We start from the raw sequence: 22,529 nt of genomic DNA, 5'->3' as shown, positions 1-22,529 counted from the left end.
ATCAGTCTATGAATAGTTCCATCAATTCGTACTGTAAACCGTTGTAGTTTAAAGGATCCATATTCCCAGTTATGGCTAAGACAGTTTGAGATGGTTGATGTATTAGGAAGAATGTAATTCCTCCAACTGATCCACCGCTGTGTCCATAAAATGTTTTTCCGCTTGGTCGTTTGAATGTTCTCCAACCGATGCCATAATTCGTAGCTTTGCCATCGGTTGTTGTCTGAGATTTTTGCCATTCCTCAATAGTCGATGCCTTTAAATAACCCGCTTCCATATGCGCCTGACCGAATTTACAAAGGTCTTCAGTAGTGCCCACAAAACCACCTCCAGCCCATTTGTAGCTATTGTCTACATACGGTGCTTCAACAACTTCACCATTTTGATACTGATAGAACTTAGTGCGGTTTTCAATTTTTCTATCAGCATGATCGGGCACCGTATTCGTCATACTAAGCGGCTCGAAAACTTCTGTTTGCACGACTGTTAGAAAACTTTTGGCCGTAAGGAAGCCGCCCTGTGGGGCTGCTGCGTTTTCCATGGCTGAAGAAATCAGATTCCAGCCATATGACGAGTAGGCATATTTAGTACCTGGTTTATTGATAAGCCGATCGTTTATAAAAATGACCAAACCATCTGAAACCGTCTCATACTTAACGTTGCTGTAGAATTCATTGCCCCTATAATGTCTAATTCCGGCAATATGTCCGGCTAACAAGCGAAGTGTTATCTGATGCTCTTTGTCTGGCCAAATCGGTACGTATCGTTCAATTGGAGCGTCTAAGTCAATTTTTCCATCATCGTATAACCGAGCCAATGCAGCGGCTGTGAGCGTCTTTGAAACACTACCTATCCTAAATTTTGTTTTTGAAGGCGACACTGGGATTTGATTTTCTAAGTCTGCAAAACCATAGCCTTTTGAATAGACTAATTCACCTTTCTGACTGATAGATATACTTAGCCCAGGAACTTTACTTTGATCAACAAAAGCTTGAAGTTTTTGGTTGGCTATCTCAGATTTCGATTGACCAAATAGTGCTAATGGTACACTTATGAGGATAATCAGGATAATTCTCTTCATGGTATTCCGTATTAATGACAGTTTCAATTTACAATCATTTTGCCATTATTGCTGCAATGATACTGGTAAGTTGGAATTTTAAGCAACGTCAAAAATCATCTCTACGACCTTTCTCTTAAGCTTAGTTTAGAGAACTCATTCCATTGAATGCTACAGGTACTTTATCATAGTCATACACTTTATTTAGTGTAGTGGTAAAGTTGTTATCTCCCATACTCATATCCACATCTGTCATGGTCATTTGACAAGGGTGTTCATAACCTGCGGCATGTGTAATTTCTAAAATTTCTTTCCGAAGGGTCTTTACATAGTTTGCAAACCGTTCTGACTTTAAGGTGGGATCAATCCCGTTTTGCAACCATCTCTTTTGCGTTGCTATGCCTGCTGGGCAGGTGTTGGTATGGCATACTTGGGCTTGAATACAACCAATGGACATCATGGCCTCGCGAGCTACGTTTATCACATCGGCACCCATGGCAAAGGCCATTAAAGCGCTCGAAGGGAACCCTAGTTTTCCAGAGGCAACAAATACTACACGATCGCAAAGTCCCTTTCTTTCAAATATTTTATACACCGCTGCAAAGCCATAGTTAAAGGGTAGCGCTACATGATTGGCAAAAGCGGGTGGGGCAGCTCCTGTTCCTCCTTCACCACCGTCGATCGTGATAAAGTCTGGACCCGTTTTACGTTCTATCATTAAATCCGTTAGCTCTTCCCACATTTCTAATTTTCCAACGGCTGATTTAAAACCGACAGGCAAACCAGTTTCATGGGCAATAGACTCAATAAAATCGAGCATTTCTGGAATGTTGGAAAAGGCCGTGTGACTGGAAGGGGAGAGCACATCCTCACCCATTTTTACGTGCCTAATTTCTGCGATTTCTTTGGTGATTTTAGAAGCAGGCAATACGCCACCTTTACCTGGTTTTGCGCCTTGCGACAGTTTGACCTCTATGGCTCGAATCCGATCATGTTGCTTAGTAAGGTTTACCATCTTTTCCATAGAAAAATTACCCTCTTCATCTCTAACGCCAAAATAGCCGGTGCCAAAATGAAAGACAATGTCTGAGCCATGCTGGTGATGTTTGGAAAGGGATCCTTCCCCGGTATTATGATAACAGTTGGCCTTGGCGGCTCCTTTATTTAAAGATTCTATGGCTTTAGCGGATAAGGACCCGTAACTCATGGCAGAAACATTGACAATCGATTGGGGTCGGAAAGGTCTCTTGCGACCATTGTAGGCACCCATTACTTTAGCACATGGCAAAAGGCTTTTGTCTTTTAAATTGAGGTGGTTTTTAGGTAACTTAAAAGGAATCATGGTTGGGTTAATGAAGATAAAACCCGGTGCGCTTTGATCTTGATCAGTACCAAAGCCTTGGTAGTTGTTTTCTTTCTTCGATGATGCGTAAATCCACGACCTTTGACTTCTGTTAAAAGGAAGCTCTTCTCTGTTATTAGCTACTATATATTGCCGAAGTTCTGGGCCAATCTTCTCCAACATAAACCTTAAATGACCGACTATTGGAAAGTTATGGCTTATGGCATGTTTGCGCTGAATGATATCGCGCAATGCTATAATCACTAAAATGGCGAGTACCCAAGCCCACCAAGGTATAGTTGCAAGAAATTCCATGAGACTAATTAGTTATCGGTTTGATGAACTACACTTAAAAAAAGATTAAGACAATATAGAGCATTCAAACACTAATACCTTCGAGAATAGTCAATGGTTGCGTTAAAACTGATCCGTTAAATTGGAATTAGTTTTTGTAGGTGTTTATAGACCTTTTGATTTCTCTTAAGTCCATTATTTGAATGCCAAGGATAGAAACAATACAGTAAGCCGTGAAATAGTAGAACCCTTCAAAAATTTCGGCTGAAATACTCTCTTCTGAGGAGGTAGCCAAATAAGCTAATAAAACGCCTACAACAAAAACATCGGCCATTGACCATTTGCCAATAGCAGCGATAAATTTATAAGTGTGAGTTCTATATCTCCATTTTTTTGCAGCCAATACTACTAAGAGGAGCAAGGCTTTTAGGATAGGGATTACTACAGAGAAAAGTAAAATAAGCGTAGCCACTAAATTGTTCTTGTTCTCAAACAATGCCCTGATTACCTCTACAACACTTTGTGTTCTTTCAAACAATTCAAAATCGCCAATCAGTGGAATTTTGGCAGCCACCCGAATGCTCAACATTGGTTCGGTAAGCCCGGGGTACAGACAAATGAGTGATCCAATAATCAGAATAAAGGCAATGATGTTTCTTGGGTTCATAAATAAGGATTCAATACGTTCATGACGCGAGAAGCGACTAAAATGTAACGTGAAAATAAAAAAAGACCACACAAGGCGGCCTTTTTAAGTAGATTTTATCTGTTAGTGCCAAACGAACACCAATCTTGTAGATCACTTCCAATAGGAGAGCCATCAGGTGGCGAAAGTGCATTTTGAATCTTTAAATCTCCCGGATTCTCGAAAAACCTCACGATCATATTCGAAATGTAAAACTTATGAGCTTCTTCTGCCCCGTTGGTTGTCATATCTGGAGACATCGCTGCGGCTACTCTCCTCAGAGCCTCGCTCACATCAAAGTTCTTAAGGCCTGAAATATTGGCTACCATCATACGTAAACCATGAGCTGCTTCTGCTCGAGCTTGAGCGCTAGCACTATTGCTATTATAGAGGTTCATCAGCCCATGCATGAGTTGTTTTTCGACAGATCTTTTCAGTTCTGCATGGTATCCGTTTTTGGTTTCTATATCATTGATTTCTTGCAAGAGCTTGTTAATGACATCAATTAGGCCTAACTGTTCGGAGTCGATTGCTTTTTGTTGAACCAAGCGTGTTGCACGTTGAGGGTTGAAGATAAAACTCATCACAGCACTAGCAATTGTTTCACCTGGCGCTACGGGATCGAAATTGACACCAGTTCTTGCTTTGAAAGTTTCTCTCGATCTACGATTTCCCGGAGGGCGTGGAGGTATCATGGCAATAACATGCTCAGGAAAGGCCAAATTTTCTGGTTTCAATACATTGATTAATGCATTTAGCGCCCCTTCTTGTTCTTCTAAAGGCACTACTTTTTGCTCTGGCTGAGCATCTCCTCTCAATTTGTAATTATAATAAGTACCACCAAGAACTTTTACAGCACCTTCCAATTGGTAGCGGTGAATCATATACATAGGTACAAGTACTTCTTCCAGTTTTGCCATAGGGGTGCCCATCGGAATATTCTTTTCGGAAATATTCTCAAGCACTTTTGTTCTCACTTCCATCAGATGATTCAGTTCATCGACAGGGCTTCCTCCATTGTCCCACAAATGGGCTTCTGGATGACTACTGCCAATCGGTCTGGAATCTGAGTCTGTAATAAAATAAAGTTGCTTCTCGATCTGGTCATTGATCAATGCATCAAGAGCTTCCTCTTCGTTAACCTTTTCAGGAAAATCTTGATATCCCCAAGTCACGGCTGCTTTATCCCAATCACCGATTCCAACATCGTAGGCATTGTCCAGTGAGATTTCACCATTCTTTAATTCTATTAGCGGATGGGGGTAGTCCATTACCGATGCTCTATCATTTACACTAGAAGCATAATTGTGCATTAAACCTATTGTATGGCCTACCTCATGTGCTGAAAGCTGTCTCAATCTAGCCAGTGCCATTTTCAATAAGGCCGGATCAGGAGTTGTTCCATTTTCATATGGCGTTAATAAACCTTGAGCTATCAGGAAATCTTGTCTTACCCTTAGTGAACCTAAACTAACATGCCCTTTAATGATTTCTCCAGTTCTAGGATCGGTAACAGAAGATCCATAAGACCAACCACGAGTTGATCGATGAACCCATTGGATTACATTGTAGCGCACATCTAGTGGGTCAGCGCCTTCTGGCATTTCTTCTACAATAAAGGCATTGCGATAACCAGCAGCCTCAAATGCTTGGTTCCACCATCTTGCGCCTTCTATTAGAGCTGATTTGATTGGTTCAGGAGCACCTCTATCTACATAATATCTGATCGGTTCAACAGGATCGCTAATTTTTGCATTTGGCTTCTTTTTCTCAAGTCTATGCCTTCTGCTGAATTGCTTTACGATGTTCTCCTGGATCGGCGTAGCATAATCCATAAAACTAATGGTGCCATATCCTGAGCGAGGATCAGCCTTACGGGTTTCATAATTAGCATCTGGGAGTTCGATGAATGAGTGATGCATACGAACAGTAACGGCACTTGAAGTAGGCGTTACACTTCGTATAAAACCACCAGATGCATTTCCTGTAAATGTAATTGTAGCCTCAAATTCTGAGTTTTGAGGAAAATTCTTAAGCATAGGAGGGTATATGGCCGACCTATTACTATCCATTCGGTAACTTCCTTGTCCCCTGAGTCTACCGGCAACGCCATGAGCGTCGCTTAACAGCATGGAAGTAATATCAATTAAAATTTTGCCATTGCTTTCAGCACCAACCTTAAAACCATGTAATACAGATTCGGCAAAAGCTTCTTTAACAGCCCTTCTTTCATCTGCATTATCAGAGACTGCACGATAGCTATAATTAGGTTGAACGAGCATTATTTTTGGCCCTACTCGTCTGAATTCCACTATTCTAGTACTGCCAAGTTGGCCTCTGTCCAGCCCAATGTCATTGGAGCCTATACCCGCAGACAGTGAGTTTACATAAAGAAATTCTTTGTTGAGTTCGTCAATCTCCAACCAGACTTTACCTGATTTTTCATCCCAATAATAGTCGAAGTAGCCCTCTTTTTTGACCATGCCTTTGGTCATACTGGAAATAGTTTTCTGAGCGAAAACAGTTGAGGCCATAAGACACAGTAGTGTCAGGGTAAGCGTTTTTCTGAGCATATCTCTATTTAATTATCATTTATCTGATGCCATCAATATAAGAACTCTTTGCAAAGAGGGCCATAGAATTATATTTGTAAGGTCACTTAATCAAAATTTAGACTTATGTTTTTAAGAAAATCCTCAATGCTGCTTGGCCTTATGTGTCTAGTGTCGGTAGCTTTTGGTCAGAAGAAGCCACTAACACATGATGTTTATGATGGCTGGAAAAGCCTTACATCGACTAGCTTGAGTAGCGATGGTGTATGGGCAGGTTACAGAATCAATCCACAGGTGGGCGATGCTGTGCTAGAACTCACTAATTTAAATACCAATGATAAAATAATTGTCGATCGTGTTTCACGATACAGCTTTTCTGCTGATGGTAAGTTTGTGGCAGCCGTAGTAAAGCCTGCTTATGACGATGTTCGAGCACTTAAGTTAAAAAAGACTGCAGCATCTAAGATGCCTAAAGATTCTCTTTATGTGATCAACTTGAGCTCTGGAGAGATGAATAAAATTGCAAGAGTAAAAAACTTTCAATTGCCAACTGAATCTGAAGAATGGATTGCCTTTTTACATGAGAAACCTTTAAAAGCGAAGAAAGCGCCTAAGAAGAAAGTGGAGGAAGCGCCAAAAGAAGAACCTGTAGTAGAAGGGAAGAAGAAAAAGAGAAGAAAAAAGAAAAAGAATAAAGAAGAGGAGTCAGAGCCTGAAAAGAAAGAACCTGAAGCGCCAAAGGAACCCAAAGATCCTCGCGCAAAGTCTAAAGGCACGGAGTTAGTACTTCACAACATGAAGACGGGAGAACAAAAGAGGTTCTCTGGTGTAATGGAGTATAGGCTTACAGAAGAAGGGAATAACCTCTTTTACGAATATGATAAAGTGGATTCTTTAAACCCTTCAGGTGTTTATGCTTACAACACGGCTAACGGAAATGTGGTTACACTAAGCGAAGGCATGACTGAATACAAGAAAATGTCTGCGGATAAGTCGGGTGAGCAAATCGCATTTTTTGCAAGTGCTAATACTAAAGATGATGATGACAAGTATTTCAGCTTGATGCATTGGAAGGAAGGCAATAGTAGCGCTTCTATTGTGGCTGATACTACAACTTCTGGAGTTCCAGAAAACTGGATGGTCAGTGATAATAGTAGAATCATTTTCTCTGAGTCTGGAAAGCGCGTTTATTTCGGTACAGCGCCACGACCATTTGAGTATGCATATGAAGCCGATACTACCTTATTAAAAGAAGATCGTCCTCAAGTGGACGTTTGGTCCTATAATGATCCCTATATCCAGCCGATGCAGAAACTTCAGGCGGGTAGAGAAAAGAACCGTACGTATGATGCCGTGATCAATACTGAAACAGGGAAAATGGTTCAGCTAGCAGGACCCGACCTCGAATCTATAACAATTGATTATAGAAACGATCGCGATTTTGTTTTGGCTATGAACGATCAGCCATACAGAACTCAACTTACATGGGATACTCAAATGCCGAGAGACTTTTACAAGATCAGCACTACCACAGGAGAGGCTGAGCTAATCATAAAAGGCGCTAAAGGTTTTCCTTCCCTTTCTCCTGGTGGAAACTATCTTACTTGGCATAATATCGAAGATGGACACTGGTATATGATGACTTTGTCTTCTGGCGAAATCAGGAATTTAACAGCTGGAATGGCAGTATCTTTCGCCAATGAGTTACATGATTCTCCTTCTTTAGCAGGGAGTTATGGTGGCCCAGGATGGTCTGACGATGATGAGTCATTTTTCCTTTACGATCGATATGATATTTGGAAGTTTACACCAAAAGGAAGTCCCGTTAATGTAACTAATGGCTATGGTAGAGACAACAAGATTACAATGCGCTACCAAAGATTAGATCGTGAGCAGCGAACAATCCCTACTAATGAAAAATCTGTTGTTTCGGCCTTCAATGAATGGACAAAGGCTTCTGGATTTATGACTGTGGATATGGGAGCATCTGCCAATCCAGAATTAGTAGTAATGGAAGATATGAGCATTTATGGGCTGACTAAAGCTAAAAATGCTGACCGCGTTTTAGTAAGAAAGTCTACCTATGAAGAGTATGGTGAACTTTATGCTGCAATTGATGTAAGCATGGCAGGTTTAAAGAAACTGACCAATGTTGGTGCTCAAGAAGAACCTTATACTTGGGGTACTGCAGAGCTAGTCGAGTTTGATAATACCTATGACGGTGAAACGATGCAGGCTATTCTTTATAAACCTGAGAATTTCGATCCGAATAAGAAATACCCAATGCTTGTGTATTTCTATGAAAGAAGATCTAATTCACTTCACAGTCACCCAAGCCCAGCGCCGAGTGCTAGTACGATTAATATACCTTACTATGTGAGTAATGATTATTTAGTCTTGGTTCCAGACATCAAGTATGAAGTAGGTTACCCAGGTCGAAGTGCCATGAACCACGTAGTGCCAGCCACAAAGGCTGTAATGGCTAAGGGATTTGTTGATGAAGACAATATGGCTATTCAAGGACAGAGTTGGGGAGGTTACCAAGTAGCTTACATGGTAACAAGAACAAATATGTATAAAGCAGCAGGTGCTGGCGCACCAGTTGTAAACATGACATCTGCGTATGGTGGTGTAAGATGGGCGAGCGGTATGAGTCGAATGTTCCAATATGAAAAAACACAAACAAGACTAGGTGCTACACTTTGGGATAGACAAGATTTATACATTGAAAACTCTCCATTATTCAAAGTGCCTGATATTGAAACGCCATTATTCATCATGCATAATGATGCCGATGGTGCTGTGCCTTGGTACCAAGGAATAGAATTCTATATGTCTTTAAGAAGGCTGCAGAAGCCTGCATGGATGGTGTCTTATAATAACGAAGCGCATAACTTAAGGCAGCGTAAAAACCGAAAAGATTTGTCTGTTAGAATGACACAGTTCTTTGATCATTACCTGAAAGGTGCACCAATGCCAGAATGGATGGCTTATGGGTTGCCTGCCACTTTGAAAGGAAGAACATTACGTTATGACCTTGTTGACGAAACAAAAGAAAAGGTAGATGAGGGTAGTAGCCTTAAACTTGAAAAAGGAAAAGGACAGAATAAGTAGCCTTATTTAAAACGATTAGAACGCCAGATTTAGAAATAAGTCTGGCGTTTTTGATTTAAGCGGACAGGGATAAAAAGACAGTTCAAGCATGTCGCCAAAAAGACCTTTTTAGTAGTAAGGATTACCTGGTTTGAATCTATTCTAAAGGGTAAGCGTTGCAGTGAGCAAACCCAGACTCATGAGAAGCTTTACCGCCTATTTTTTCAGTATTTCACTATTCTTTTTGACTCAAATTTCTTTCGGTCAATCTTCCGACCAGAAGGCACAGAACGTTGTCGATAAGGCCATAGAAGTGCATGGAGGAGATCTTTTCAAACAAGTCAAAGTTAGTTTTGGCTTTCGTGGCAAAAGTCACACAGTCGATCAGGACGAAAAAGGCTACATCTATGACAGAACTTTTGAAGAAGATGGTGATAGGATTAGGGATGTATTAGATAATGGTGTTTTCAAGCGTTTTGTTAATGGCGTAGATTCTGAGAAATCTGAACGCCAGTTGAGTCGTGCATTCGAAGATGTAAATGCCGTTTCTTACTTCGCTTTACTCCCTTATAAATTGAACGACCAAGCAGTTCTGAAAGCTTATATCGGGGAGGTTGAAATTAAAGGAGTTCTGTACCATAAAATCAAAGTCACATTTGCAGGTGAAGGCTCAGGAGACAGTCCTGACAATGTGTTTTACTATTGGTTTAATGTGGAAACAGGCTTTATGGATTACCTAGCTTACGACAAGGGAGGCAATAGATTCCGAGCAGCCTATAATCAAAGGGTGATAAATGGAATTCGATTCGCTGATTATATTAATTATTCTGGTGGAACATCTGCTTCGACAAGTATAGACGCATACGACAAACTCTATGATGCTGATAAGCTGAAGGAGCTTTCTCGAATTGTCCTAGATGACGTAGTTGTCGAGAAAAAGCACTAGTCTTCGTCGAAAAACCACATGTCGCACCTGTCTTGATTCCAATTCCTTAAGTCTTTTTCAAATTCATCTAAGAAAGAGTCAATGGCCGCTGTGCCAGTTACTTTATGCTGATTTTCTTTCAGTATAGGCATGGGTTTATTGGATGCTATCAATAGATGCGGAACTGTCATCCGTTCAAGTCTTTCTTTCCATCTTTCCGCATTAGCGTCTTTTGGCGGGTGGCTTATTAATATCATCCTTCAGGCTTTAATTCTTCCAAAAGTTCAGGGTGTTGTTTTACTAAGTCTTTCATCTGTTCTATGGTAAACTTAGGCGTAATGTGTTGTGGGCAGTTCCAATCAAATCCCTTGATATGCATTACGATAATACGATCTACTTTTGCTTTATAATTTGGATCGGAGACAATCTCTAATAGGTCCGGGTTTTTTTCTGGGTCAAGTATCTCCGTTTCGGCCCATATCTTCAATCGTGTTCTAGTAGAATAGTCTAACAGGATTAGTGCTGCTTTTTTAGTCGCATTAAGATTGCCTGTGCTTATATATTGCATATTTCCACTGAAGTCGGCATAGGCGAGGGCTTGGTTGTCTATTACCTTTAAAAAGCCAGTTGGTCCACCTCTAAATTGGACATAAGGCCAGCCATTTTCTCCTACAGTCGAAAGGTAAAAGCCATGCTGCTTATTGATGAAAGAAGTCTCTCTATGCGAAAGTTTAAACTGCTCTTTTTCTTCCATTCGTGCATAAGAAACCCTTGAACCTCGGATCTCCTGTTCTGCTTTAACGCTTTCTGTAAATGCGTATTTTGTAAAGTTTTGTGACATTGCCTCATTTTGTTTATCGACGTGTAAAAACAATGAAGCATTGAGAATGATTCAATTAGTCTATCCTTAGATCATGTTTAGAAAGAAGACCGCGCAGGTCGGTAGAGGATACTCTCATTTTACTAATTTGATTTATCTCAGGATCAATGTCATAGCCAAAAGCATTTCTTAAATCTGCTTTAGTAAGTACTGCGTTCTCAAAAGTAGCACCGGACAAGTCACAGTCATTAAATTTTGCTTCCGTTAGATCCGTTTCAACAAAGTCTACTTCTTTGACACTGCAATTATTAAAAACGGTCTGCTTTAAAATTAATTGATAGAAGGAAGAAAGGTCTAATTGACAAGAATTGAAGCCCATAGCCAAAAGAAATGTATTGCATTGGTCGAAATGAATTCCCAAGAGTTTACAATTATTGAATGATACTTCTTTCAGGCTGGTATGTAGAAGTTTAGCAGAAGACATGTCACAGTTAGCAAATTCACATTCCGTGAAACTATAATTTGAAAGTTCGACACCGGCAAAGTTGCAATTCCTGAAAACACAGTATTCGTAATCAGCTTTTTTTAGTTGCTCGGCCTTAAAATTGATTCCTTTAAATTCCTGTTCCTCAATAATTTCATTCATAATAAAATGGAAATAATTATTTGCTTATTCTAAAGTACCCAAAGAAGGGGACGTATTCACAATACGAGGCTAGATTTTATAAAGTTTCTAATGACTTGTCAGCTTGATTTATCCGTGGCTAAACGGCATATTTTTTTATGGTTAATCGTTGATTATTGGATTCGAAAAAAAGTCTGAAAAAAAGGTAACCCTTAGGCTATTAAGCCGTTAAAGAAAGTGTTGATAGTAATACTATTACTCATATAAGTAAGACAATTAAACAGAGGCATATATTCATAGTGTTAGTTTGGTAGAATAGAAGATTAATTTGCTTGAAACATCTTCAAAATTGCTTCAAAATAGAATTGTTAGTTTTTAGTTAAGTAGATAGAAAAAGAGAGCCTCGGCTCTCTTTTTTATTGTAATGAATAATAGGTATTTCCATTTATTGACTAAGTCTATGCATTATAGAAAAGCAAAATATTGCTTTTCTTAGTTCATCTCATCTCTTTTATTACCTTCGCGGCACATTGAATTATTAACCAGATTTAAACGAAAAAATCGTTAAAGAAAAATGAGTTACGTAGGTAAAAAATTCCCTAATCTTTCAGTAAACGCCATGAACGAAATGGGCGATACTATTCAGGTCAACGTATTAGAGGAGGCTGTTCAAAACAAGAAAAAAGTGTTGCTATTTTGGTACCCAAAAGACTTCACTTTTGTATGCCCAACTGAGCTTCATGCTTTCCAGGAAGCGCTTCCAGAGTTTGAGAAAAGAAACACAATTGTTATCGGTGCATCTTGTGATACGGCTGAAGTACACTTTGCTTGGTTGAACACTTCTAAAGATGACGGTGGAATCGAAGGTGTTACTTATAACCTACTTGCAGATACGAACAGAAACTTATCTAGAGTACTTGATATTCTTGATATTACTGAGGTTACGTATGATGAAGAAACTGGCCTAGACATGGTAGTTGGCGATAGTGTAACCTACAGAGCTACTTACCTAATCGACGAAACAGGAACAGTATTCCACGAAGGAATCAATCATATGCCAATCGGACGTAATGTGAATGAGTATATCAGACTTATTGATGCTATGAGTCATTTACAAGAGCACGGTGAGGTTTGTCCTGCAAACTGGGAAGAGGGTAAAGAGGCAATGAATGCCAACAGAGAAGCTACTGCTGCTTATTTGAGCAACAACTAAAAATAAAATTATGGTAACTGAGTTGAGTCAAGACAATTTACAAGAGATCATCGATAGTAATGATAAAGTAGTGGTTCAGTATTCGGCCTCTTGGTGTGGCAATTGTCGTATTATGAAGCCTAAGTTTAAAAAGCTCTCAAATGAAACAGAGCAGGCTACTTTTGTTTTAGTAGATGCGGAGAAATACCCAGACTCAAGAAAGTTGGCCGATGTTAGCAATTTGCCAACATTTGCTGCATTCGAGAAAGGACAATTCGTGAAGCAGGTACAGACTAACAAGTTTGAATCTTTAAAAAGTCTAGTCGATGAGGTTGCCGCTAATTAAACACCTGACTGACTTTGTTGAACAAAACGATCAGGACTACCTTTTGGAGACGCTCGAGACTTTAGAGAATTTAACAGAATCTGAAGCCCTGAAAGACGAGGAATTGGATGTGTTGGGAGAAATGATTTCGAATATGTATGGGGCTTTAGAAGTCCATTCCATGATGAAAGAAGGAACTCCAAAGAAAGAAGCACTCAACAGTTTTATGAAGCGCGTGATGGGCTCTGTCGATAAAGGATAGTACAAGCTGATTTAAATTAAAAAGCCCTTCTCGATATTCGAGAAGGGCTTTTTTGTTGCTTTAACGCGTTAGTCTTAAAGGTTGCCGCCTTTTTTTTCTTTTGCCTTTACCTCTATGATTTCAGGGAGAATCTTTTTTACTTCTTTTTCATCATTCAATTGAATATAGTGAGGATAATTAAAAGTTAGCCACTCACCTTCAGGCTTCACTGATTTGACCGTTGAGATGTCTAATTGATAGTCATACTTTCCAAAGTTTCGAGCGTTTTTACCCAATTTGGATTTAAGGTAGTGGTGCAAGTCTTCTAGCCTGTACTTTTTCAAGTCTTCATTTTCGATTTGTTTTCCATCTAGCCAAATTCGATACTTTTTAGTGTCTAAGAATTCATTCAATAGGCTTTGATCAATTTTCATTTTTACCGGCGCTGGTCGAAAGTATTCTGGATTAGATCCCTTTTTGAAAAAGACTTTTCTTTCCTCTTTCGTAAGTTCGGTAAAGTTTTTGGCGATAATTTTTCCATTCGCACCTTTATACCTAACTAATTTGACTAGGAAAGGGGGAGCGGGAAGACGCTGTTCATCTTTTTCGTCTTGAATTGGTAAAGTGGCTAGGGCCATTTTATTGGCGCTTGCCTTAATGTTCACCCAAGAGCCGTTGGTATTATTACCATTTTCAAATCCTATGTTCGTTGTTAGATTCACTTGAAAGGAGTAGTCTTTAGATACTTTTGCCCTACCTAAAAGTCTACTTTTAGTGAAATGGTGAAAGTCTTTTGGCGTGAAATTCTTGAGTTCAGCGTTTTTGATTTTTTTATTATCGAGCCATACCCCATAGACCTTTTCGTCTAAGAATTCGTTGAGTTCTGACTGGCTGATGGACTTTTTAGGGGTAGGCTCCATAAAATATTTGCCGCCTGATCCCGCCTTCCAAAACTGCTTTTTTTCTTCATCAGTGAGTTTATTGTAGACCTTTTCTATGGTTTCACCGATGTCATTTTTGAAGCTGACTTTAGCCTTGGTGGGTACAAGTTGTATGCTTTCAAAGTGACCAATAGTGTCTTTTACGTCAAGATTGATCAGTAATGGCTTCAGTATTTTCTTATACTTGATGTCTTTTTCTTGTTCTACTTCCACGTTGGTTTTCAAGTCTACCTTAATTTCAGCTTTATCCGAGTTATCAACTTTATCCTTTTGTACTTTTTTACCGTCTTGTACAATTTCTAAAGTTGGAGTTTCTACAATTTTTGCAACGGTATCAGTGACACCTAGCGCCATGAATGAGCCGAATATGATAAGCCCGGCTGCAACCGGTTTTATCAAAGACAGCATCTTGTTTGTGTTTTTAGTCATCATATTTAATCGTTTTTTAGTAAAACCATAATTTAAATTACTCGCGAAAGCAGGTGCGTTTAACATTTGCTTCTCGGTGTATTCCAATAGAATTTTCTGGTAATCATATGCCGATGTTTTTTGATTGATCACATAGGCATCAGCAAGGAATTCGTGGTTCAGTTTGATGGCTTTCTTGATAAAATAAACCATAGGGTTGAACCAAAAGGCACATTGTAACAGCTCTATAAGAATGATATCTATGCTATGTCTGTCTTTGATATGAAACTTCTCATGTTCAATTATTTCAAGTGGTAAGTTTCCTTGCTCAAACCGCTCTTTATTCGTGAACATGCAATTCAAGAAACTAAAAGAAGTAGACACATCTGATCTGAGTGCGATCTTGATCCCATGAGCAGGTTTAATATATGAGCCTCTTTTTAACCATAAGATTGCGACTATATTTCTAGAGAATCTCAGCAGAAATAGACCCGCTATAAGCAGATAGCCTGCCCAAAGTAGGTCATTTGATGAAATATCGAATCGAGCTGATGTCTCTTCATTAAGTGGTGTGATTGCTTGATATGGTAAGCTCGAAGCTTCTGCTATTTGGCTACTATAATCAGTGGTTTCAATAAATTCATCCCTGGGCACTTCAACGTAATGGGTGCGTACGGTGGTAACTGGTATTATCAGTGATAAAAAGAGAATGGCCAATAGGTAAAATCGATTGAACTTGAAGAGCCTGTCTTTTTGTAGCCCTAGGTGATAAAAAAGCAATAGAATTCCACTGCAGATTATGAATTTGATTAGATAGACAATCATTGCTTGCGGTTTTTAATTTGAGCATCTACTATCTTGCGTAACTCCTCCAGTTCTTCATCAGTTAAGTTTTCCTTAGATGTAAAGAAGGATGCGAACTGTGAAACTGAATCGTTGAAGAAGCTTTTCATTACGCCATCGAATTGCTTGGACGAGTAATCTTCTTTTTTGATAATAGGATAGTATTCACGAACACTACCGTACTTATTAAAACCAATGGCTCCTTTGTCTTGAAGTCTTTTAAGTAATGTGGCAATGGTTGTAGAAGCAGGCTTAGGATCCGGATAGGCTTCTACTAAGTCTTTCATAAATGCTTTTCCGAGTTGCCAAAGGTGCTGCATTACTTGTTCTTCTGATTTAGGTAAGTTCATTCTACTTTTGTCAATTATATTCTACAAATGTAGAATTAATATTTAAAACTACAACATTAGTTAATTAAAATCTTTGTTCAATATTCAGAAAATGCTGTTTAATGCTGTTGTTGACTGACTTTTTAGGACTAAAGGCACTTTCTAAAACGCATAAAAAAAGCCCAGTGACCAACTGGGCTTTTAAGAATATGCTTTCTCAGGCACTTAGTTGCCATTCGATTTTCTAGCAGTTCCAATTACAATATGATCGGTTGCTTCTGGGGCAGTTTGATAAACTACTCCTGGGAAATTGTGCGAACCTTGGCTGAAAGTACTTGCGCTAAGCTTCTTGATTTCTATTTCTTTTTTCAGTTGACTAATAGTTTTACTTCCTCTTGAGAATTCTTCAATCTGACTTTTTGAAACCTGAAGTCTTACTGCCTTTGGGAGTTTAGTCTTTCTGAATGAAGAACCGAAGTTGATATTGAAAATCACTACTTCGTCACTTTTTACACTTCTTAGTGTTCTACCGTAGGTAATCAAGCTTTCTTTTACCATGTCGATAAGCTTATCGAAACTTTCTTCTGCGAGTTTGTCGCTATCAGCTCTTTCCTTAGAAGCTTTAGTGCGTAGTGTTGATGTGTTTTCGCCAGCAACTGCATAACCGATCAAGTTGCCATAGCTTCCACGTATGTTTAGATCATACATCAAACCAAAACCTTCGAAGTAAGTCCAACCTGTTTTGCCACTTCGTCTGAAAGCACCTTCAAAATTTGATTGAAACAAGTCATCAAGAATTCCTGCCATTATTTTGGCGTCTTGCATTTCATTGTTCACTCGGTTTACAATGTCGAAGTCTACTTTTCTAGTTGCAGCTTCTAAAGATGACTTCCCACTCAAGTAGCTATTGATGGTTGAATAGTCTATTGAGCTAACCATTCTTTTTTGATCTAACCTACTTCCTCCTCTATAGACGATGTTCATACCATTGTGAATAGTGGTACTAGCACTTTGGTTCTTATCATCTTTCTTCAATGCATCATAATTCACATTTAGCATTACTTTTTCACCTGCTTTTAAATCACTGAGTATGCTACCATAGTTCACAAGAAAGTCACCTGATAGGGATTTTAACCTTGCTTCAGTTTCCTCATTGTTAGCATCATTGAGTTTACCGTCTACTACCACCGCTTCATTATTTGGACTTTTAGCTGCGGCTAGCTGTTCTACTAAAATAGTTTCAGTTGGACTGTTTCGGGAAGCGATGTTGAAAATGACGCCTTTACCAGGTACATACATACCTTTGGCACCTCTTGTAGAAGAATAAAAACTCCCCTTATTACCATTAAAGAGGCCATTAAGAACGTTTTGTAATATTATAATGTCACGTTCCATTTTTGGCAATTTGGAAAGATCTTGCTCTTCTCTTCCAAAAAAGTCTAGTGAGCCTGTCACGGTTTGGGCATCTTGTGCACTTACACTTATACTAAGTAGTAAGGCTATAGAGGCTAAAATCCACTTATTCATTGTTGTTTTTTTCATAATTCAGATACTTAATATTATTCCTTTTCAATTGTTATTTTTTCGTTGAACTGGTCAGCACTGAGCTTACCATTTTTTAAATCTTTTAAATCTTCCATTGCCCATTTCGCGATCAGTTTATAGGATCTTTTTTCTGACCCTTTAGCCGGTGGGAGTACTTTACCATTCTGGACTAATTCGTCATCTTTCACCTCAAAAATCACTCTGAACTGCTCATTGTCTGATAAGTGAGGCAAGTAACTGTTGAAGTCTTCTAGAAACTTTTCGAGTGCGGTTAAAAGCCTTTCCTGTTGAAGGTTAATTATGTCTTGGGAATAGAAAGTTTCCATCACCTTTGCATCTCCACTTCTGAAAACTCCACCTTGAGTATTCATGAGAATACTTGCATTTGGCGCGGATATCTTAAAAGTGATGCCTTCTCCTTCTTTGTGAGATACCTCCGTCTTCTTTATCTTGTTCATTAAAGGATCGCCGTCCCATTTTTTCAAAAAGTTATCTAACGTAACCTTTGAGATTTCCATGTCTCGTTTTACAGCGTCAAATGTCTGACCTGACACGTATCCACTGATTAGGAGGCAGATGGTAATTAATATATATTTTGAGTTTTTGACCATTCTATTTGTTGTTTGAATTATTCGCAATCACAGTGTTGACCTTTTCTTCCAATTCTGAGAGTGCACCTTCTAGCTGATATTGTTTTCCGATAGTTGCATCTTCTAAGTCAATAAAAGCAGCTTGGATACCTCTTAAATCTTCGATGCGCTGCGATTCTATATTGTTTGAAAAGTTGACAACTATTTCTCTTAGAATGTCTCGATAATCGCCACTGAGCTTGTCATTTAATCCAACCATTTGATTCAAAAGAGTCTCTTTTTCGGACTCGAAGATTTCTCTAATCAGTCCTTCACTGTCATTATTTGCTCGAAGGGTCTCAAATTTTATGTTGAGACTATCTTTATTTGCTTGTAAGCCTGTTTCTACAAATTCTGAAATAGAAATGTTGTTATCATTGATCATACTAGCTACCTGTTCTTCGCTCAAACCTTTTTGAACTTCTCCATAGCCGATGTAAAAGCCTTCACTATCATAATTAATTTTAAAACCAGATAGCCAGCCGAAAGTCATAATTAGTAGGAGTGTAGCAGCAATGGCAGCGTATTTTCTCCAATAGAGCCATTCTTCGTTGCGCGCAGGAGACATAAATGCGAGCTGACCTGGAATTTCTTCATCGTCAAGTTCATTTAAAAGTACCCTTGTGTCACTTAATCCAGCTAACCTGTTTTTCTCTTCGGGGTTGGATGCTAGGTAAGCTTCCACCTGAAAAGATTGGTCTTGATCGAGCTCACCGTATAGGTAAGCGATCAATGTTTCGTCGGTAGGTTTATATTTCATATTGCACCGTTTCTCTATTAACATTCCACTGATCTAGTAGCTTTTTAAGGCTACCCAATGCGTAGTAAAGCCTCGACTTTACTGTGTTTTCCGAAATCTCCATGATTTCAGCAATTTCTCTGATTTTAAGGCCTTCGTATTCTTTCATTATTACCACCATACGCTGTTCTTCTGGTAGAGTAGCAAGGGCCTTTTTTAGAACAGTTTTTAGCTCTTTGCTTCCGTAAACTTGTTCTGGATTTTCATGAGTACTCCGGCTCACCGTATTTTCAATGTCCTTGTTATCGTGTTGACCTTGAACTTTCATGAATGGAAATACCCAACGCTTTTGCTGTTTCCTTACTTCTTCATGACAATAGTTTGCGGCTATTCGATAAAGCCAAGACTTGAACAGAGCATCTTCTTTTAACTTCCTCAGATTCTTATTCATAGAAATGAAGGTTTTCTGAGTTACTTCCATGGCCAAGTCATAGTCATTGAAGTATTTATAGCTGAAGTTGTAAATCCTTTTCTGCCATTGTTTTACCAATTGGTTCATAGCCAGCACATCTCCGGACTTGGCTGCATTTACTAAGAAATTGGTATGTGGCATCAAGTTGACTTCCTTCATTAGTTTTCCGTTCCGGGTTTATGATGTTAGGGGACTGAAAAAAGTTTGAAGAAAGGTAAGAAAAGAAAAATGATCTTAGTTTTTGAGTTTATTAACGATGCGTCTTGCCTCTTCAATAACATCTTGAGGGAAGCCATTGACTTGAAGAATTTTTATGGCGTTGGTCTTTTGAAGGCCACCAGTTTTGATTTTATAATCAAAAACGATTTCCCCATTTTCAATTTGTTCTGAAAAGTGATAGGTATCGAACTCATCTTTCAAGAGATCTGAAAGCTCAAGATCATGGGAGGCCACAAACACCATATTGCCTTGTTGTGCCAGACGGCTTAAAACGGCTTTTCCAGAAGCAATTCTTTCTAATGTATTAGTTCCTTTAAAAAGCTCGTCAAGTAAGAATAGATTTGGGGTTGATTGCTCACTGGCTTCTATAAGCTTTTTAATGGCGGTAACTTCTTGGAAATAGTAGCTGGTATCGGTCATTAAATCATCTGCAATCCTAATGGCTGATGATACGTGCATTTTAGGCATAGTAAACTCTTCCGCAAAACAGATGTTCAGGGATTGGCCAATAATGGCGTTTATGCCTAGTGTGCGTATAAATGTAGATTTACCCGACATGTTTGAACCTGTCAGTAAGATGGACTTATTATTGGAGTTTAGCGAATTGTCTATGGGTTGAGGTATTAGGGGGTGATATCCCTTAACCATATTCAACGAGCTTGTTTCATCTGTCAATTGAAGTTGGCAGTTAGCGTCAACAGAATTTCTTATGCTCTCGATATTGATGCAGAGATCTAACTCCCCTACATATTTAAATAGCTCATGAATATGTTCTTTTTGACTTTCTAGTTTTTTAAGAATTCTAAAGAGAAGCAAAGGTTCTATCACAAATAATGCCTTCATTAATTCCAACAGGTAGTCAGCCAGTTCTCCAACATCAGATTTAGGTGCTGGATTGAACTTGAAAATAGATATCAGTGATTTTATTTTTTCAATTTCCGCAATTGCCCTACTGATCTTTGGATCATTTTCGCCAATGAAATCCGAGGTGTTTTTTACCACATTTACAAGTGTGATTAGTTCTGGTAGGGACACTGCATATTGATACAGATTCTTTTTATTCCAATAGTGGATAATGAAGTTCCCCATCAGAAGAAATACCAGCACAATCCAAAGAAATGGAAAGAAGAATGCGCTAATAAAGGTAGTAGCACTAATTATTCCCGATAACTTGATCAGCCAGAACCAATTTGGTTTTTGAATTTGATCTTCAAGAAAGAGGGATGTGATGTAATGTGTTTCGTAATCTGATAATTTCGAAAGCGCAACGATACATTGCTCTTTTGTTTCAAGATTGCCTTTCAGTTGTTGAATTCGTTTTTCTCTTCTTATGGTTTGACTGTTGTCCTTCGGGATAATTTGAAATGTACTATAAAGGTATTGCTGTCCTATTTTAGAGATGCTCCTATCTAGAAACATAAAAACTTCATCAAAGTCTAGGTCATTGTAAGTGGCATCAGAGATTCGAAAATCTCCCTCGGTATTTTTAGTAGCTGAAGCATATTTTTTAATGATGTCGAAGTTAAAAACCTCCTTTTTTAGCTGGGCATAATGCTCCAGAAGTTCTGCCTTTCTTTTCTTCGCCCGATTAAACATCATGCTACTTTGCGTACTAGATAACTGATCTTTGGATTAGATCTACAGGAGGAATAATGATCGGTTGTTATGTAGCTTGAACGTTTTGAACCCATGACGAGTCTGCTTACTATCGTCGATTTTGGGATAGAACTTTACGACTAGCCATGTCATATTTTCGTCCTGCCCTTAGTAAATGGAAGCGTTCTTGGCCTGCCTTATTCTTAACATATTGGTTTTGTTTTTGGTCCCAATGTGTACCATCGTAAATCAATGCATAACTTTGTCCTATTACTTCGAATTGATTTCCATTTACCAATATAGCCGTGTTTTCGTCAAGCGAAATACCAAGTAGTTTTGGGTAGACGTCTAGCACTTCAAACATATCGAACTGCCTGTTTCGAGCTAGGGTGTGCTGATCAATCGCTATGTTTTTAACAAAGCCAAATCCTTCTTCATGATCGCCAACCATAATTGTATTAGTCTTACTATCTCCACGGGCAAGATAGGATCCTTGTATTGTTGCTCCAGCTGAACTACCACCAATAACACCACCTCTTGCTAATAGGGCAAAGAGGTTCTTTTGAACACGGGTATTGAGATATGAATCCGCAAAACGCCATTGTCTTCCACCGGGCAACCATACGCCAGTGGCATTATTCAAAATATCTGCAAACTCTTTAGTATCGGCCTCTTTCGGGTCAATTGTGTGCAGAATGGATACTTTTTTTGCGCCTCTGGCTTTCCAAGACGATATGAGTCGGTCTTCGATATTCTTCGATATTTCCATTCCGCTGGCTGTAGGTATTACCACAATATGAGCGTCGTTGCCCCCAGCAAGTTCAATAAACTTAGCAAAAACTGCCGGATCCCTGAGGGCACCACCTGCAATTATTAAGTGACCTTTTTCAGGTCCTGTAGTGGTTTGTGCAGACAGACTAATGCTAATGATTAGTGCAATTGATAATAAAAGTGATTTCATTTTTTGATGAGTTTGGCAACATCTTCGATCATTAGTTCTACCCATTCGGTATACATGATACCGGAAGGATGTAATTGATCATTTGCGACTAATTCTGGACGTTTTTTTGCTTTTCGTGAGATTGGGGTAATGTTAAAATACTTCACTTTATAACGTTTGCTGATTTTCTTACCTATACGATTATAAATGTCGATTTCCTTTCGAATAATGTCTTCCTTTTCTTGGCCGAAGGGGGTTTTACCGTAATCTGGAATAGAAACTACAAAAACATGATCTTTATTTCCGCCTGCTAAATCGATAGCTGTTTTTAATAGTTTCTCGAAATCAGATTCATAGTCAGCTAATGGCCTATCTTGATATTGATTATTTACACCAATAAGAAGGGAAACCATATCGTATGAGGAGGCGAGGTTGAAATCATCAATGATAGCTTTCTTTAAATCATCCGTTCGCCAGCCTGTTTTGGCTATTATTTTTGGGGACTTTACGTTTAGCCCCATTTCAGTCAATTTCTTGGCTAATTGTACTGGCCATCTATCATTTTCCGACACGCTTTCTCCAATAGTGTAAGAATCGCCAAGCGCTAAAAATGTCTTTGAGTTGTCGTTTTGGGCCATAGTTCTAAATGGAATTATACTTAGTGCTAATCCAATGAAAAGCGTTTTTAAGTATTGCATAGCTCGTTATAAGTTG

At 38.9% G+C, this 22,529-nt stretch carries 21 protein-coding genes; 5 read left to right on the top strand and 16 right to left on the bottom strand.

Annotated elements, in window-relative coordinates; all coding sequences use genetic code 11:
• Position 1: 1 nt before the first annotated feature.
• The 4 genes from JXQ92_RS10430 to JXQ92_RS10415 all read right to left on the bottom strand — a co-directional run bounded on the left by JXQ92_RS10430 (position 2) and on the right by JXQ92_RS10415 (position 5,954).
• The gene (locus JXQ92_RS10430; protein ID WP_421986559.1) at positions 2 to 1,081 is read right to left on the bottom strand and encodes a serine hydrolase domain-containing protein; all 1,080 of its coding nucleotides are present in this window, start codon (positions 1,079 to 1,081) and stop codon (positions 2 to 4) included.
• Positions 1,082 to 1,202: 121 nt separating this feature from the next.
• The gene (locus JXQ92_RS10425) at positions 1,203 to 2,717 is read right to left on the bottom strand and encodes an FMN-binding glutamate synthase family protein (protein WP_421986558.1); all 1,515 of its coding nucleotides are present in this window, start codon (positions 2,715 to 2,717) and stop codon (positions 1,203 to 1,205) included.
• Between the two features lie 127 nt (positions 2,718 to 2,844).
• On the bottom strand, positions 2,845 to 3,363 hold the full coding sequence (locus JXQ92_RS10420; RefSeq protein ID WP_421986557.1) for a paraquat-inducible protein A: 519 nt from the start codon (positions 3,361 to 3,363) through the stop codon (positions 2,845 to 2,847).
• Between the two features lie 95 nt (positions 3,364 to 3,458).
• Positions 3,459 to 5,954: a zinc-dependent metalloprotease gene (locus JXQ92_RS10415; protein ID WP_421986556.1), complete on the bottom strand. Its 2,496-nt coding sequence runs from the start codon at positions 5,952 to 5,954 to the stop codon at positions 3,459 to 3,461.
• Between the two features lie 105 nt (positions 5,955 to 6,059).
• On the opposite strand from JXQ92_RS10415, the gene JXQ92_RS10410 reads away from it, so the two are divergent.
• Together JXQ92_RS10410 and JXQ92_RS10405 are read left to right on the top strand one after the other, a co-directional pair.
• Positions 6,060 to 9,047, top strand: coding sequence for a S9 family peptidase (locus JXQ92_RS10410; protein WP_421986555.1), 2,988 nt, complete (start codon positions 6,060 to 6,062; stop codon positions 9,045 to 9,047).
• Positions 9,048 to 9,225: 178 nt separating this feature from the next.
• On the top strand, positions 9,226 to 9,972 hold the full coding sequence (locus JXQ92_RS10405; RefSeq protein WP_421986554.1) for a DUF6503 family protein: 747 nt from the start codon (positions 9,226 to 9,228) through the stop codon (positions 9,970 to 9,972).
• Here JXQ92_RS10405 and JXQ92_RS10400 read toward each other — a convergent pair.
• Genes JXQ92_RS10400 through JXQ92_RS10390 form a run of 3 tightly spaced genes read right to left on the bottom strand, consistent with a single transcriptional unit; the run spans position 9,969 to position 11,417 of the window.
• Positions 9,969 to 10,208, bottom strand: coding sequence for a hypothetical protein (locus tag JXQ92_RS10400; RefSeq protein ID WP_421986553.1), 240 nt, complete (start codon positions 10,206 to 10,208; stop codon positions 9,969 to 9,971). The two genes, JXQ92_RS10405 and JXQ92_RS10400, sit on opposite strands and share 4 nt — an antisense overlap.
• Positions 10,205 to 10,792, bottom strand: coding sequence for a pyridoxamine 5'-phosphate oxidase family protein (locus JXQ92_RS10395; RefSeq protein WP_421986552.1), 588 nt, complete (start codon positions 10,790 to 10,792; stop codon positions 10,205 to 10,207). Before JXQ92_RS10395 ends, JXQ92_RS10400 begins: the two co-directional genes overlap by 4 nt.
• 55 nt (positions 10,793 to 10,847) lie before the next feature.
• Positions 10,848 to 11,417 carry a pentapeptide repeat-containing protein gene (locus tag JXQ92_RS10390; RefSeq protein ID WP_421986551.1) on the bottom strand — a complete coding sequence of 190 codons (570 nt, stop codon included), beginning with the start codon at positions 11,415 to 11,417 and terminating at the stop codon, positions 10,848 to 10,850.
• 553 nt (positions 11,418 to 11,970) lie between these two features.
• On the opposite strand from JXQ92_RS10390, the gene JXQ92_RS10385 reads away from it, so the two are divergent.
• The 3 genes from JXQ92_RS10385 to JXQ92_RS10375 are packed head-to-tail and all read left to right on the top strand — an operon-like array spanning position 11,971 to position 13,175.
• Positions 11,971 to 12,609 carry a peroxiredoxin gene (locus JXQ92_RS10385; RefSeq protein WP_421986550.1) on the top strand — a complete coding sequence of 213 codons (639 nt, stop codon included), beginning with the start codon at positions 11,971 to 11,973 and terminating at the stop codon, positions 12,607 to 12,609.
• A 10-nt stretch (positions 12,610 to 12,619) separates the two neighbouring features.
• Positions 12,620 to 12,934 (top strand): thioredoxin family protein, encoded by a 315-nt coding sequence (locus JXQ92_RS10380; RefSeq protein ID WP_421986549.1) that lies wholly within the window; start codon positions 12,620 to 12,622, stop codon positions 12,932 to 12,934.
• Complete coding sequence (locus JXQ92_RS10375; RefSeq protein ID WP_421986548.1) at positions 12,915 to 13,175, top strand: DUF6952 family protein; 261 nt, start codon at positions 12,915 to 12,917, stop codon at positions 13,173 to 13,175. The genes JXQ92_RS10380 and JXQ92_RS10375 overlap by 20 nt, the downstream gene beginning before the upstream one ends.
• 74 nt (positions 13,176 to 13,249) lie before the next feature.
• Here the strand turns inward: JXQ92_RS10375 and JXQ92_RS10370 are convergent, their stop codons facing one another.
• From JXQ92_RS10370 to JXQ92_RS10330, 9 genes are all read right to left on the bottom strand, one after another.
• Positions 13,250 to 15,328 carry a M56 family metallopeptidase gene (locus JXQ92_RS10370; RefSeq protein ID WP_421986547.1) on the bottom strand — a complete coding sequence of 693 codons (2,079 nt, stop codon included), beginning with the start codon at positions 15,326 to 15,328 and terminating at the stop codon, positions 13,250 to 13,252.
• Positions 15,325 to 15,696 (bottom strand): BlaI/MecI/CopY family transcriptional regulator, encoded by a 372-nt coding sequence (locus tag JXQ92_RS10365; protein ID WP_421986546.1) that lies wholly within the window; start codon positions 15,694 to 15,696, stop codon positions 15,325 to 15,327. Before JXQ92_RS10365 ends, JXQ92_RS10370 begins: the two co-directional genes overlap by 4 nt.
• Before the next feature lie 204 nt (positions 15,697 to 15,900).
• On the bottom strand, positions 15,901 to 17,217 hold the full coding sequence (locus tag JXQ92_RS10360) for a hypothetical protein (RefSeq protein WP_421986545.1): 1,317 nt from the start codon (positions 17,215 to 17,217) through the stop codon (positions 15,901 to 15,903).
• A 17-nt stretch (positions 17,218 to 17,234) separates the two neighbouring features.
• Positions 17,235 to 17,831, bottom strand: a complete 597-nt coding sequence (locus tag JXQ92_RS10355; RefSeq protein ID WP_421986544.1) for a hypothetical protein — start codon at positions 17,829 to 17,831, stop codon at positions 17,235 to 17,237.
• 1 nt (position 17,832) lies between these two features.
• The gene (locus JXQ92_RS10350) at positions 17,833 to 18,609 is read right to left on the bottom strand and encodes a hypothetical protein (protein ID WP_421986543.1); all 777 of its coding nucleotides are present in this window, start codon (positions 18,607 to 18,609) and stop codon (positions 17,833 to 17,835) included.
• The gene (locus JXQ92_RS10345) at positions 18,599 to 19,219 is read right to left on the bottom strand and encodes an RNA polymerase sigma factor (RefSeq protein ID WP_421986542.1); all 621 of its coding nucleotides are present in this window, start codon (positions 19,217 to 19,219) and stop codon (positions 18,599 to 18,601) included. Before JXQ92_RS10345 ends, JXQ92_RS10350 begins: the two co-directional genes overlap by 11 nt.
• A 75-nt stretch (positions 19,220 to 19,294) precedes the next feature.
• Positions 19,295 to 20,878, bottom strand: a complete 1,584-nt coding sequence (locus tag JXQ92_RS10340) for a MutS-related protein (RefSeq protein WP_421986541.1) — start codon at positions 20,876 to 20,878, stop codon at positions 19,295 to 19,297.
• Between the two features lie 106 nt (positions 20,879 to 20,984).
• Complete coding sequence (locus JXQ92_RS10335) at positions 20,985 to 21,836, bottom strand: cyanophycinase (RefSeq protein WP_421986540.1); 852 nt, start codon at positions 21,834 to 21,836, stop codon at positions 20,985 to 20,987.
• Positions 21,833 to 22,513: an SGNH/GDSL hydrolase family protein gene (locus JXQ92_RS10330; protein ID WP_421986539.1), complete on the bottom strand. Its 681-nt coding sequence runs from the start codon at positions 22,511 to 22,513 to the stop codon at positions 21,833 to 21,835. Before JXQ92_RS10330 ends, JXQ92_RS10335 begins: the two co-directional genes overlap by 4 nt.
• Between the last annotated feature and the right edge of the window lie 16 nt (positions 22,514 to 22,529).

This window comes from Roseivirga sp., assembly GCF_049099775.1.
Taxonomy (GTDB): Bacteria; Bacteroidota; Bacteroidia; order Cytophagales; family Cyclobacteriaceae; genus Roseivirga.
Note: the sequence above shows the minus strand (reverse complement) of the source record. Positions and strands in the feature narration are given on the sequence as shown.